The sequence below is a fragment of the Erwinia persicina NBRC 102418 genome, assembly GCF_001571305.1.
Classification (GTDB): Bacteria; Pseudomonadota; Gammaproteobacteria; order Enterobacterales; family Enterobacteriaceae; genus Erwinia; species Erwinia persicina.
In genome coordinates this window covers 16,603-28,529 of record NZ_BCTN01000032.1, presented here as the reverse complement: position 1 = coordinate 28,529, position 11,927 = coordinate 16,603, and the positions used below count along the sequence as shown (strand labels likewise).

14 protein-coding genes are annotated in these 11,927 nt (G+C 59.4%); 2 read left to right on the top strand and 12 right to left on the bottom strand.

All coding sequences use genetic code 11. The features are described 5' to 3' along the window. Nucleotides 1-68: 68 nt before the first annotated feature. Genes EPE01S_RS21495 through EPE01S_RS21485 form a run of 3 tightly spaced genes read right to left on the bottom strand, consistent with a single transcriptional unit; the run spans nucleotide 69 to nucleotide 1,908 of the window. Nucleotides 69-611 (bottom strand): 1,2-dihydroxy-3-keto-5-methylthiopentene dioxygenase, encoded by a 543-nt coding sequence (locus EPE01S_RS21495; RefSeq protein WP_062749294.1) that lies wholly within the window; start codon nucleotides 609-611, stop codon nucleotides 69-71. Beyond that, the gene (gene mtnC, locus EPE01S_RS21490) at nucleotides 608-1,297 is read right to left on the bottom strand and encodes an acireductone synthase (RefSeq protein ID WP_062749292.1); all 690 of its coding nucleotides are present in this window, start codon (nucleotides 1,295-1,297) and stop codon (nucleotides 608-610) included. Before mtnC ends, EPE01S_RS21495 begins: the two co-directional genes overlap by 4 nt. Further along, nucleotides 1,294-1,908: a methylthioribulose 1-phosphate dehydratase gene (locus EPE01S_RS21485; protein WP_062749290.1), complete on the bottom strand. Its 615-nt coding sequence runs from the start codon at nucleotides 1,906-1,908 to the stop codon at nucleotides 1,294-1,296. The genes mtnC and EPE01S_RS21485 overlap by 4 nt, the downstream gene beginning before the upstream one ends. Nucleotides 1,909-2,148: 240 nt before the next feature. On the opposite strand from EPE01S_RS21485, the gene EPE01S_RS21480 reads away from it, so the two are divergent. Beyond that, nucleotides 2,149-3,309 carry a pyridoxal phosphate-dependent aminotransferase gene (locus EPE01S_RS21480; protein WP_062749288.1) on the top strand — a complete coding sequence of 387 codons (1,161 nt, stop codon included), beginning with the start codon at nucleotides 2,149-2,151 and terminating at the stop codon, nucleotides 3,307-3,309. Further along, nucleotides 3,297-4,064 (top strand): amidohydrolase, encoded by a 768-nt coding sequence (locus EPE01S_RS21475; protein WP_062749286.1) that lies wholly within the window; start codon nucleotides 3,297-3,299, stop codon nucleotides 4,062-4,064. The genes EPE01S_RS21480 and EPE01S_RS21475 overlap by 13 nt, the downstream gene beginning before the upstream one ends. Before the next feature lie 37 nt (nucleotides 4,065-4,101). Here EPE01S_RS21475 and EPE01S_RS21470 read toward each other — a convergent pair whose 3' ends face one another. The 9 genes from EPE01S_RS21470 to EPE01S_RS21430 all read right to left on the bottom strand — a co-directional run bounded on the left by EPE01S_RS21470 (nucleotide 4,102) and on the right by EPE01S_RS21430 (nucleotide 11,817). Further along, nucleotides 4,102-5,424 (bottom strand): nucleobase:cation symporter-2 family protein, encoded by a 1,323-nt coding sequence (locus EPE01S_RS21470; protein WP_062749284.1) that lies wholly within the window; start codon nucleotides 5,422-5,424, stop codon nucleotides 4,102-4,104. Nucleotides 5,425-5,523: 99 nt separating this feature from the next. Further along, nucleotides 5,524-5,859 (bottom strand): hydroxyisourate hydrolase, encoded by a 336-nt coding sequence (gene uraH / locus EPE01S_RS21465; RefSeq protein WP_062749282.1) that lies wholly within the window; start codon nucleotides 5,857-5,859, stop codon nucleotides 5,524-5,526. Then, a complete protein-coding gene (gene uraD, locus EPE01S_RS21460) occupies nucleotides 5,856-6,350 on the bottom strand; it encodes a 2-oxo-4-hydroxy-4-carboxy-5-ureidoimidazoline decarboxylase (RefSeq protein WP_062749280.1) in 495 nt (164 codons plus the stop codon). The genes uraH and uraD overlap by 4 nt, the downstream gene beginning before the upstream one ends. Continuing rightward, nucleotides 6,347-7,606 carry an allantoate amidohydrolase gene (hpxK, locus tag EPE01S_RS21455; RefSeq protein WP_062749278.1) on the bottom strand — a complete coding sequence of 420 codons (1,260 nt, stop codon included), beginning with the start codon at nucleotides 7,604-7,606 and terminating at the stop codon, nucleotides 6,347-6,349. The genes uraD and hpxK overlap by 4 nt, the downstream gene beginning before the upstream one ends. Beyond that, a complete protein-coding gene (locus EPE01S_RS21450) occupies nucleotides 7,603-8,841 on the bottom strand; it encodes a pyridoxal-phosphate-dependent aminotransferase family protein (RefSeq protein ID WP_062749276.1) in 1,239 nt (412 codons plus the stop codon). Before EPE01S_RS21450 ends, hpxK begins: the two co-directional genes overlap by 4 nt. 143 nt (nucleotides 8,842-8,984) lie before the next feature. After that, on the bottom strand, nucleotides 8,985-9,719 hold the full coding sequence (locus tag EPE01S_RS21445; protein WP_062749274.1) for an amino acid ABC transporter ATP-binding protein: 735 nt from the start codon (nucleotides 9,717-9,719) through the stop codon (nucleotides 8,985-8,987). Then, nucleotides 9,700-10,356, bottom strand: coding sequence for an amino acid ABC transporter permease (locus EPE01S_RS21440; RefSeq protein ID WP_062749269.1), 657 nt, complete (start codon nucleotides 10,354-10,356; stop codon nucleotides 9,700-9,702). Before EPE01S_RS21440 ends, EPE01S_RS21445 begins: the two co-directional genes overlap by 20 nt. After that, entirely contained in the window at nucleotides 10,356-11,021 is a 666-nt protein-coding gene (locus tag EPE01S_RS21435; protein WP_062749267.1) for an amino acid ABC transporter permease, read from the bottom strand. The genes EPE01S_RS21440 and EPE01S_RS21435 overlap by 1 nt, the downstream gene beginning before the upstream one ends. A gap of 10 nt (nucleotides 11,022-11,031) precedes the next feature. Beyond that, nucleotides 11,032-11,817, bottom strand: coding sequence for a transporter substrate-binding domain-containing protein (locus EPE01S_RS21430; protein ID WP_062749265.1), 786 nt, complete (start codon nucleotides 11,815-11,817; stop codon nucleotides 11,032-11,034). Between the last annotated feature and the right edge of the window lie 110 nt (nucleotides 11,818-11,927).

The window sequence follows — 11,927 nt, the reverse complement described above, 5'->3', positions numbered from 1 at the left end:
ATAGATCACTATGTGACCAGGGTGAACGGCTGCAGCCAACGCCGCTGCAGCCTGAAGAATGACGGGTATTACGGTAAGCGCGGATAAGCATCAGCGATAGTATCGCCGGTAAACTTCGCCACCCAGCCTTCCTGATTGTCGAAAATGCGGATAGCGGTAAAATTAGGCGAGGAACCCATATCGAACCAGTGTGGCGTGCCTGCCGGGACTGAAATCAGATCGTTCTTTTCGCATAGGATCTGATAGATATGCCCGTCAAGGTGCAGGCAGAACAGCCCGGCCCCTTCAACAAAGAAACGAACTTCATCTTCCCCGTGGGTATGCTCAGAGAGGAACTTAGTGCGCAGCACTTCTTTCTGCGGATTGTCCGCACGCATGCTGATCACATCCCAGCTCTGATAACCTTTTTCTGCCACCAGACGATCGATCGCATGCTGGTACGCCTTGATCACGGTGTCCGCATCCGGGTTTTCACCCAGATCGCGGTCTGCTTCCCAGCGTTCAAAACGCACGTCCTTTGCCTTCAGTTTTTCAGCGATTGCGGCGGCGTCAGTGCTGTGCCACACCGGGGTGGTCGCTTCGGTATCGGTAAAAATAGTCAGTGCGCTCATGAGTTCAACAGTTCCTGGTTAATCTGATCAAAACCTGCCACCTGGCGGTGGCGGCTCTCAGCATCCGCGTCGCCGCGTATTAACTGCACGGTCTTCCAGCCTGCATCCTGCGCCGCATCCAGTTCCTGATGAATATCGGATAAGAACAGCAGTTCCTCTGCAGGTAAACCAATCTGGCTGGCAATGTTGCGGTAAGCATCCCTCTCACGTTTGGCGCCGACGTGGGTGTCAAAGTAGCCGCTAAACAGCCCAGTGATATCACCCGCATCGCTGTAGCCAAATAACAATTTCTGCGCAGCAACGGAGCCAGATGAATAAACATACAGCGCGATGCCCTGCTGCTGCCACTGTTTTAACGCCGGCAGCACGTCAGCATAGAGGTGCCCGGTAAAGCTGCCGCTCTCGTAGCCTGCCCGCCAGATCATGCCCTGCAGCGCTTTCAGCGCAGTGGATTTGCGATCCTGATCCATAAACCCGAACAACACAGCGACCAGGTCATCATTGCTGGCCTGCGGCTGATTAATCTCCGTACGCAGATCGTCCAGCACCTGTGCCACAGCAGGCTGTGTGTGATGTTCTGCAATAAAGCCCGGCAGATGCTGCCGCGCATAAGGAAACAGAACGTTATGGACAAAGCGAATATCGCTGGTGGTTCCTTCAATGTCGGTGACGATGGCGCGGATCATGATGTCTCCAGGATGCGGCGTTGTAATTCACACTGGAAGAGAAACTCCAGCCCTTCAAGATGACGACGTGCTTCGGCCACGTCTTTCCCCCAGCAGGTCAGCCCGTGGCCGCGCAGCAGGAAACCATAATGCAGCGGCGTATGCGCAGCAAACTGCGCAATCCGCTCTGACAGTCCGGCAATATCCTGATCGTTGTCGAACAGCGCCACCGCCACGCTGTCCTGATGCGAAGTCTGCCCGGCCAGCGTCTTTTGCATTTCATAACCCTGTAACACCAGCGCCGCGCTTTTTTCCACCCGGGACAGGACGGTGGCGTTCACCGTGTGGGTGTGCAGCACCGCGCCCGCCTCTGGAAACAGACGGTAGATCAGCGTATGCAAAGCGGTTTCTGCCGAGGGTTTACGGCCGGACGGAACGCGATTGCTGACAATTTCAACCTGGATAAAGTCGTCGCACGTCAGGCTGCCTTTGTCTTTGCCGGACTCACTCAGCAGGCAGAACTGCGCGTCCTGGCGTACGGACATATTGCCGCCGGTGGCCGGTGCCCAGCCGCGTGCGCCAATCCAGTGACAGGCATCAACTAATTGATCTAACTGAGAGCGTTGTGTCATCTCATTCCTTAGTGTGAAAGATGATAAGGATGATTATAGACGTCTAAGCGTCTTGATTGCCAAATACTAACACCGTGTTATATTGGCAGCAATAACATCCATTTCCCCCCCACTCGCTGGGGTTGCAGCAAGGCGGCAAATCGATGCGTCCCGGGGACAGGCAGTGACCGGGAGAAATGCACCACCGCCGTTGCAGCTTCAGGCCGTAAGGGAAAAAACGCGCTACAAGGGTTGAGTCATATGAGCCAGACGTCGTTTACCCCAGAAAGCAAGCTACCTGCGCTGGGCACCACTATTTTTACCCAGATGAGCGCACTGGCGCAGCAGTACAACGCCATCAACCTGTCTCAGGGGTTTCCTGACTTTGACGGCCCGCTGTATCTGCAACAGCGCCTGGCACATCACGTCAGCCAGGGCGCGAATCAGTATGCACCGATGACCGGCGTGGCCCCGCTGCGTGAGGCAATTGCCCAAAAAACGGCTGAACTTTACGGCCACACCCCCGATGCAAACACTGAAGTTACCGTCACGGCCGGTGCTACCGAAGCTCTGTTCGCCGCCATCACTGCGCTGGTGCGTCCGGGGGATGAAGTGATCTGCTTCGATCCCAGCTATGACAGCTATGCGCCGGCCGTCACTCTGGCGGGTGGCGTGATGAAACGCATCGCCCTGCAGCCCCCGGGGTTTCGCCCCGACTGGCAGGCCTTTTCCGCCCTGCTGTCAGCGCGCACCCGCCTGGTGATCCTGAATACCCCGCATAACCCGACGGCCACGGTGTGGCAGCAGAGCGACTTCGCCCAGCTGTGGCAGGCCATTGCCCGGCAGGAGATTTACGTGCTGAGCGATGAGGTCTATGAACATATCTGCTTCGACGCTAACGGCCATGCCAGCGTGCTGGCGCACCCGGAACTGCGCGCGCGCGCGATTGCCGTGTCCTCATTCGGTAAGACCTTTCACATGACCGGCTGGAAAGTGGGCTACTGCGTGGCACCGGCGGCCCTGAGCGCCGAAGTACGCAAGGTACATCAGTATCTGACCTTCTCGGTGAATACCCCGGCACAGCTGGCGATGGCAGATATGCTGGCGCAGGAACCGCAACACTACCGGGAACTGCCGGAATTCTACCGGGCACGACGCGACCGCTTTGTGAAAGCCCTGTCGGGCAGCCGCTTTACGATCCTGCCTTGCGAAGGCACCTACTTCCTGCTGGCTGATTACAGCGCCCTTTCCGATCTTGATGATGTCGCCTTCTGCCAGTGGCTGACCAGAGAAGTCGGCGTGGCAGCCATCCCGCTGTCGGTGTTCTGCGCCGACGCCTTTCCTCATAAACTGATCCGCCTGTGCTTCGCCAAACAGGAAGCCACGCTGGACGCTGCTGCGGAGCGCCTGTGTCAACTTTAAACATCACTGTTCTTCAGCAGCCGCTGGTATGGATGGACGGCCAGGCTAACCTGGCCTTTTTCAACGACCTGCTGGACGATATCCAGGGCCGTGACCTGATTATCCTGCCGGAAATGTTCACCACCGGATTTGCCATGGAGGCGGCGACCCGATCACTGCCAGAAGTTGAAGTGATTGCCTGGCTGCAGGAGAAAGCCCGTGCAGCAAATGCGATGGTGGCGGGCAGCGCCGCCATTCAGGTTGAGCACGGGGCGGTAAACCGCTTCTTCCTTGTCGAACCGGAAGGCAAAGTGCATTTCTACGACAAGCGCCATCTGTTCCGCATGGCCGGAGAACATGAACACTATCTGGCCGGGGAGCGCCGCGAGGTGATTGAGTGGCGCGGCTGGCGCATCCTGCCTCAGGTCTGTTACGACCTGCGCTTCCCGGTGTTCTCCCGCAACCAAAATGATTACGATCTGGCACTGTATGTGGCTAACTGGCCTGCGCCACGCGCCCTGCACTGGCAGACGCTGTTACAGGCGCGCGCCATTGAAAACCAGGCGTATATCGCCGGGTGCAACCGCGTGGGCAGCGATGGCAACGGCCATCAGTACAGCGGTAACAGCCGGATAATCAGCCCGCAGGGGGAGATGCTGGCAGAAGGTGAACCGCACCAGCCTGCCCGCCTGGACGCCACGCTGTCGCTGGAGACGCTGCGCGACTACCGCGAGACATTCCCGGCGTGGCGCGATGCAGATAGCTTTAGCTGGTGAAATCGCTGGCAGGCCGGTTGAAACAGATGACCCCCCCCTAGGAGCGGGCCACAGCTTTTTCCGATCGCCCCGAGGATACCCGGTTAAACAGCAGGTTCAGCATCACCGAGACCAGGCAGGTGGCGCTGATGCCGGAATGAAAAAGGGTCCGCACCCAGCCGGGAAACTGGTCGTAGAAGGTCGGCATGACAATCGGGATCATGCCGAAGGCAATCGAGGTGGCAACAATCACCAGGTTCATATTGTCTTTATAATCCACCTTTGCCAGGGTGCGAATGCCGCTGGCCGCCACGGTACCAAACAGCACCACGCCCGCCCCACCAAGAACGGGCAGCGGTATAGCCGCCACGACTCTGCCCAGCACCGGTAAAAAACCCAGCATCACCAGAATGACGCCTCCCGCGGCGACCACGAAGCGACTTTTCACCCCGGTCATCGCCACCAGCCCGATATTCTGCGCGAAAGCACTCTGCGGAAAGGAGTTGAACAGCGGCGCCAGTGCGCTGGTCAGCATATCGGCGCGCAGGCCGCGGGCGATGCGCTTTCCGTCCACCTCCGTACCCACAATATCGCCAATGGCTATCAGTCCGGCGGTGGTTTCGGTCAGCAGCACCAGCACAATCAGCGTCATCGAGACTATGGCCGCCACATCAAATACCGGCATGCCAAAGGTCATTACGCCCGGCAGAGCCAGCCAGTCCCCCTGCGCCACGCCGGCGAAGCTTGCCTGCCCGGTGCACAGCGCGACACCGGTACCGCAGGCCATCGCCAGCAGGACCGCCAGCCGTTTAACCGCTGCACTGCCCAGGCGATTTAACAGCAGTACCATCACCAGCGTCACCGCCGCCAGACCGATATTATCGGTTGACCCCCAGCCTGCCGCATGAGGGTTGCCCCCCATCGCCCAGCGTGCCGCCACCGGCATCAGCGACAGGCCGATCACCGCTATCACCGTCCCGGTCACCACCGGGGGGAAAAAGCGAAGGATATGCGCAAACAGCGGGGCAATCAGCAGACCAAGCAGCGAGGACGCCATCACCGCGCCGAACACCACCGGCAGACCGCCTCCGCTGGTGACCAGCGTCACCATGGTGGCCACCCCGGCAAAAGAGACGCCCTGTACCAGCGGCAGCCGTGAACCGAATCCGGGCATACCCAGCGCCTGAAGCAGCGTGGCGCAGCCGCTGACAAACAGCGCAGCCGTCACCAGGATACCCAGCTCGCTGGCACTCAGCCCGGCGGCTGAACCAATAATCAGTGGGGGAGCAATAATTCCGCCGTACATGGTTAACACATGCTGTAAACCCCAGGCAAAAGCCTTGCCTGCCGGATAACGCGTATCTTCTGGCCTGACGCTCATAATGGTGCCTTTTCGTTTTATGCAGGTTGACGGGCGGCCCGGAAAAGCGGGTTCACCCAAGGAGGCTTTCCGGCCACCCGCTGCCGTCACGGGTACGGTTTATGACCCACGATAGGTGGACCAGGACCACGGGGTGATCAGAAAAGGTAAATGGTAGTGGCTGCCGGGGGCGGCAATGACAAAGTCGATGCGGGCGTTGACGTAGAGCGTTTCCCGTCCGTCGGCGGCAAAATAGTCGCCGATAGCGGCTGTCAGGCGATAGCGGCCCGCGGCCAGCCCGTCGGGCGTCAGATCGCTGACCCGGCCGTCGGCGTTGGTCATGCCAGATGCCAGCAGTTGCCAGCCCTCACTGCCCTTCTGTTCAAGGGCAATGGTCACGCCGGCGGCGGGTTTCCCCAGCGCCGTGTCCAGGATATGCGTGGTAAGGGTGCTCACCGGAATGTCTCCTCCAGACGTAAAAGCGTAATTTCACGCAGCTGGTCGAGCACTTCTCGCTCCTCCTGCTGCGCGTCGTTGTTCAGGCGACGCTGTAACTCGGCCAGGATCTGCCGGCCGCTGCGCCCTTTGGCGCGGATCAGAAACACCCGGCCAAAACGCTGTTCATAGTCAGCATTGCCCGCGCGTAAGGCCCGGGCAAGTTCCGTATCGGCGCTGTTCACCAGGGCCTGTTCGTTACCCGACATGGCCGCTTCTTTTCCGCCGCCCGCCGCCCGCTCACCAATGCGCGGGTGAGCAGAGAGTGCCCGCATCAGCGCGGTACTGTCCCACTGCTGTGCCACGCTGTCCGCCTGTTTCAGCAGGGCTGCCAGCGAGGCGTAGGGCCGCGCATCTGTCAGCCGCGCGGCCCACTCAGGCAGTGCCACGCAGTGCGCAATGCTACGCTGCGCCTCGTCAGCGCTGGCCTGGTTGAACTGGGTAAGATTCATTTTTCGGCCACCGCCGCCACGGCCTGCACGTAAGCCTGTACGGCCAGCGCCACATCCTGCGGGGTCACGGATTCCGCAGGATGGTGGCTGATGCCGCGATCGCAGCGCACAAACAACATCCCGACCGGCCAGCGTTCAGCGATGGCAATGGCATCGTGTCCGGCTCCGCTGGGCAGCGACAGGCTGCGGCCCTGAACGGTGCCGACGGCTTGCGTCAGCGCAGTCTGTAAGCCTTCATCACAGCGCGTGGCCGGGATCTGGTAATACTCCTCTGCGCTGAAGCTCAGGCCACGCCGCAGGGCAATGGCTTCGCCCTGAACCAGCAGTTCAGACAGCAGCGCCGCCAGCAGCTGGTCTTCCGGGCCGCGCACGTCCAGCGTCAGCGTCACCTCTCCCGGAATGACGTTCACCGCCCCGGGCTGGCACTGTAGGGTTCCTACCGTCGCGACCAGCTGTGGATCCAGCTGCGGTGTGCGCTGTTCGATAAACACCATCCACTCTGCCGCTGCTGCCAGCGCATCTTTGCGGTGGCTCATCGGCACCGTCCCGGCGTGTCCGGCCTCCCCGGTAAAACGACAGTTGAGACGCCGCGCGCCGTTAATTGCCGTCACGACCCCCAGCGCCAGCTGCGCCTGCTCCAGGCACGGGCCCTGCTCAATATGTAACTCCAGGTAAGCAACGAAATCCTCAACGTCGCGCGCCGCCTGCCACAGCAGATCGGGGTTGAAGCCAATATCTTTCATCGCCTGCCCGACGGTAATACTGTTGCCGTCCGGATGGGTCAGCCAGTGTGACGGCCAGGTGCCGGTCAGGCCCCGGCTGCCCAGCAGGGTAATACCAAAGCGCGTGCCCTCTTCGTCCGCGAAGCCGATGATCTCGACCGCCAGCGGCAGGCGCTGGCCGCGATCGTGCAGATACTGCACCGTTTCAATCGCCGTCAGCACGCCCAGCATGCCGTCATAGCGCCCGGCGTTGCGTACCGTATCCAGATGCGAGCCCAGCAGTACCGCTTTCGCATCCTCACGCTGCCCTTCATAGCGTCCGCAGATATTGCCCACGCTGTCCTGCCAGACCTGCATGCCGGCGGCTTTCATCCACTTGCCGACCATCGCATTCGCACGCAGGTGCTCCGGCGACAGATAGACACGGGTCAGGTAACCCGGGGTTTCACTGATTTCAGCCAGCGCATCACAGCGGGCCATGACGCGCGCCGCAGCGGCGGCAGCGGCCGTGGCATTCATCAGGCACTCGCTCATCCGCGACTCCCGTTGTAGTGGTCCCAGGCGGCCTGCATCGCCGCCCCCTGAGTACTGCGGAAACCCACATAATTCAGCACCGACTCCAGCGCGCTCAGGGTCTGCATCACGCAGTCTTTACGGGCGTTATATCCCATGGTGCCGATGCGCCATACCTTGCCAATCAGCGGGCCAAAGGAGGTGCCAATCTCAATGCCGAAATCGTCCAGCATCAGCTGACGGACCTGATCGCCGTTAACCCCCGCAGGGATCATCACGCCCAGCACGTTATTCATTTTGTGGCTCAGATCGCCGAAGGTATCCAGTCCCATGCCCTGAATGCCTTTCAGCATCGCTTCTCCGTGCAGCTTGTGGCGGGCGATGCCGTTATCCAGCCCCTCCTCAAGGATCAGGCGGGCACACTCGCGGGCGCCAAACAGCGCCGACGTCGCTTCGGTGTGGTGGTTAAGACGTTCGGGGCCCCAGTAGTCCATGATCATGCCGAGATCGAAATAATTGGACCAGATCATCTCATCGTCACCATCCTGATGAGCATCGGTGCGGATCCCCGCCTCCACGCATTTGCGCTTACGGATCGTTTCTTCCATCGCCGGGCTGAGGGTGATCGGCGAGGTCCCCGATGGCCCGCCCAGGCATTTCTGCATCCCCACAGAGACCGCATCCAGGCCCCAGGCGTCAGTTTCCAGCCTGTTGCCGGCGAGTGAAGCGGTGGCATCGGTATAGAACAGCACGCCATATTTTTTACAGATTGCTCCCAGCTCTTCCAGCGGCTGCAGCATGGTGGTAGAGGTGTCCCCCTGCACCGTCAGCAGCAGGCGTGGCCTGACTTTTTTAATCGCGTCTTCAATCTGGTCCGGGGTAAATACCTCGCCCCACGGCACGTCAATGGTGTGGACTTCCGCACGGCAGCGGCGGGCAATTTCGCAGAGCAGATGGCCGAAGCGGCCAAATACCGGTACCAGCACTTTATCGCCGGGGCGGATCGCTGACAGCAGGATCGCTTCAATTCCGGCGCGTGAGGTCCCGTCGATCAGCATCGTCCAGCGGTTTTCGGTACGGAACACGCCGCGATACAGCGCCATCACTTCGTTCATGTACTGCGTCATGGCCGGATCGTACTGCCCGAGCAGTTGGCTGGACATCGCACGCAATACGCGCGGATCGGCGTTGATCGGTCCCGGCCCCATCAGCAGGCGCTGCGGCGGGTTAATCTGGGTAAATGTAGATAAATCCATCATCGATTCCTGTATTGAAATAACCCCATAGGCGTTACTGGTGCAGGTAGTTTGAACACAGACAGCGCGCAAGAACCGGAGCGTACACGTCGTACGTGAGGATTCTGAGCACTGACCGGGTTCAAAATGACAAACAAAGTAGCCTAAAGCCCACGCACCGAGGAGATAAATTGTTTCAGTTCATGGGTTTGTGGATCAGAGAAGACGGTTTTACTGTCGCCCTGCTCCCACACCCGCCCCTGGTGCATAAACACCACGCGGTCACCGACCTCGCGGGCAAAATTCATTTCGTGCGTTACGAGGATCAGCGTCATGCCCTCTTTTGCCAGTTGCTCCAGCACTTTCAACACTTCCCCCACCAGTTCCGGATCCAGCGCGGAGGTGATCTCATCGCACAGCAGCACTTTAGGTGACATGGCCAGCGCACGTGCTATCGCTACGCGCTGCTGCTGCCCGCCGGAAAGGTTGGCTGGATAGTAATCTATCCGGTCGCCCAGACCGACTTTTTCCAGCATCCGGGCGGCCAGCTCGCGGCATTCCGCCTCTTTCTTTTTCAGCACCCGCCGGGGGGCCAGCATCACGTTTTCCAGCGCCGTCATATGCGGGAACAGATTGAAGTTCTGGAAGACCATCCCGACGGAGCGGCTGATATCCCGCGCCTGGGCATCGCGATCGGTAATGGTCATCCCGCCGAGTTTAATACTGCCCTCCTGATAGCCTTCCAGCCCGTTAATGCAGCGTAGCAGGGTGCTTTTCCCCGATCCGCTGCGGCCGATAATGGAGATCACTTCACCCATATCGACGTCGAGATCCACGCCTTTCAGTACGTGATTGTCGCCATAGTATTTCTGCACCTGATTAATGGTGATGAGCGGCATTGAATTTCTTCTCCAGATACTGGCTGTAGCGTGACAGCGGATAACACATCAGGAAATAGCCGAGGGCCACTAACCCGAAAACTTTAAAGGGCTGATAGGTCACGTTGTTCAAAATGGTGCCGGCCTTGGTCAGCTCTATAAAGCCGATAATGGAAGCCAGCGCGGTGCCTTTCACCACCTGGACGGCAAAGCCGACAGTGGGGGCGATCCCCACGCGCAGCGCCTGTGGCAATACCACACGCCAGAGCGTCTGACCAAAGCTCAGGCCGAGGCAGCGACACGCCTCCCACTGCCCTTTCGGCAGGGCTTTAATGCTGCCGTGCCAGATATCCACCAGAAAAGCACTGGTGTAGAAGGTCAGCGCCAGCGACGCCGCCGTCCACGGCGACACATCCAGACCAAACAGCGCCACACCGAAGAAGGCCAGGAAGAGCTGCATCAGCAGCGGCGTACCCTGGAACAGTTCGATATAGCAGCGGATCATCCGGTTTGGCCAGCGACGCCCACTCAGGCGCACCATCACCAGCGGCATTGCCACCAGCGTGCCGCCGAAAAAGGCCGTCAGCGACAGAGCGATGGTCCAGCGGGCCGCCAGCAGCAGATTGCGCAGAATGTCCCAGTCAGTAAAGGTTGTCATCATGGCTGCTCTCCAAACCACTTACGCCCCGCCGCCAGTAACAGCTGACGCATGGCAATCGACAGCGCCAGATACATCAGCGTGGTCACCAGATAAACCTCAAAGCTTAAAAAGGTGCGCGACTGGATCAGGTTGGCGGCAAAGGTCAGCTCTTCATAGGAGACCTGTGACACCACCGAGGAGCCCAGCATCACGATGATGCACTGGCTGACCAGCGCAGGATAAATACGCTTCATCGAGGGCGGCAGCACCACCCGGATAAAAGTCTGCGTACGGGTCAGGCCCAACACACGCCCTGCCTCCCACTGCCCTTTCGGCGTCACCTGAATACCGGCCCGGATAATTTCCGTACTGTAGGCGCCGAGATTAATCAGCATGGCCAGCAGCGCCGCTTCCCCGGCGGTCAGCTTCAGGCCGAGATTGGGCAGACCAAACACGATAAAAAACAGCTGTACGACAAACGGCGTATTGCGGATCAGTTCGACATACACGCCCCAGAGGCGGCTGAACAGCGAAGGCGTGCCGCTACGCAGCGCCGCTCCCAGAATGCCCAGCCCTACACCGCCCACCGTTGCCATCACTGTCAGTTGGATGGTCACCCACAGGCCGGAAAGTAATTCCGGCCAGAAGGGCCACAGCGCAGGAAAATTCAGTTGCCCAATCATTGGTCAGCCCTTACGCGCCGAGATCGGCGGGCAGCGGAGCCTTCAGCCACTGCTCGGAAAGCCCGTTCAGCGTTTTATCTTTAATCGCCTGAACGATCAGCGCATCCACTTTCGCTTTCAGCGCGGGCTCATTTTTCTTCATACCGATGAAGCACGGGGAATCTTTCAGCATAAATTTCGCGACCGGGGCTTTATCTGCCTGCTGGCGGGCGATGGCGGCCACTACCAGGTTGCCTGTGGCAACATACTCCACCTGACCGGAAAGGTAAGCCGACAGCGTGGTGTTATTGTCTTCGTAACGCTTCACCTGGGCATCTTTCGGTGCGATCCCGGTCAGCACCATGTCTTCGACGGCCCCACGAGTGACGCCAATGGATTTGCCGCTCAGACCTGCAGCCTCTTTCAGCGCCCCGTCTTTTGGCCCGAACACGCCGAGGAAGAACGGTGCATAGGCGCGGCTGAAGTCGATCACTTTCTCGCGCTCCGGATTTTTGCCCAGGCTGGAGATCACCAGATCCACTTTATCCGTCTGCAGATAAGGGACGCGGTTGGCGCTGGTGACCGGCACCAGCTGCAACTTAAGTTTCATCTGTTTCGCCAGGTACTTTGCCATATCAATGTCATAGCCCTGCGGCTGTAAATCGGTGCCGACCGATCCAAACGGCGGGAAGTCCTGTGGGACCGCGATGCGGATAACACCACGTTTTTCAATGTCCTGCAGCTGGTCGGCATGGGCTACTATTGCCTGAGAAAACAGCACGGCACCTGCCAGTAATGCGAATAAGCCTTTTTTCATCTTCACTTCCCCGGTTAATACATCATGAAACGAAAGATTCTTAAAGAATTTAATTGCAACTAATGTGCCAGCGCGAGAGGTGGGCCAGAAATTTCTGCATTTCAGTGCAG

Coding starts and splice junctions, on each gene's coding strand:
- EPE01S_RS21495 (WP_062749294.1), bottom strand. CDS start 611: ATGAGCGCACTGACTATTTTTACCGATACCGAAGCGACCACCCCGGTG.
- mtnC (WP_062749292.1), bottom strand. CDS start 1,297: ATGATCCGCGCCATCGTCACCGACATTGAAGGAACCACCAGCGATATT.
- EPE01S_RS21485 (WP_062749290.1), bottom strand. CDS start 1,908: ATGACACAACGCTCTCAGTTAGATCAATTAGTTGATGCCTGTCACTGG.
- EPE01S_RS21480 (WP_062749288.1), top strand. CDS start 2,149: ATGAGCCAGACGTCGTTTACCCCAGAAAGCAAGCTACCTGCGCTGGGC.
- EPE01S_RS21470 (WP_062749284.1), bottom strand. CDS start 5,424: ATGAGCGTCAGGCCAGAAGATACGCGTTATCCGGCAGGCAAGGCTTTT.
- uraD (WP_062749280.1), bottom strand. CDS start 6,350: ATGAATCTTACCCAGTTCAACCAGGCCAGCGCTGACGAGGCGCAGCGT.
- hpxK (WP_062749278.1), bottom strand. CDS start 7,606: ATGAGCGAGTGCCTGATGAATGCCACGGCCGCTGCCGCCGCTGCGGCG.
- EPE01S_RS21450 (WP_062749276.1), bottom strand. CDS start 8,841: ATGGATTTATCTACATTTACCCAGATTAACCCGCCGCAGCGCCTGCTG.
- EPE01S_RS21445 (WP_062749274.1), bottom strand. CDS start 9,719: ATGCCGCTCATCACCATTAATCAGGTGCAGAAATACTATGGCGACAAT.
- EPE01S_RS21440 (WP_062749269.1), bottom strand. CDS start 10,356: ATGACAACCTTTACTGACTGGGACATTCTGCGCAATCTGCTGCTGGCG.
- EPE01S_RS21435 (WP_062749267.1), bottom strand. CDS start 11,021: ATGATTGGGCAACTGAATTTTCCTGCGCTGTGGCCCTTCTGGCCGGAA.
- EPE01S_RS21430 (WP_062749265.1), bottom strand. CDS start 11,817: ATGAAAAAAGGCTTATTCGCATTACTGGCAGGTGCCGTGCTGTTTTCT.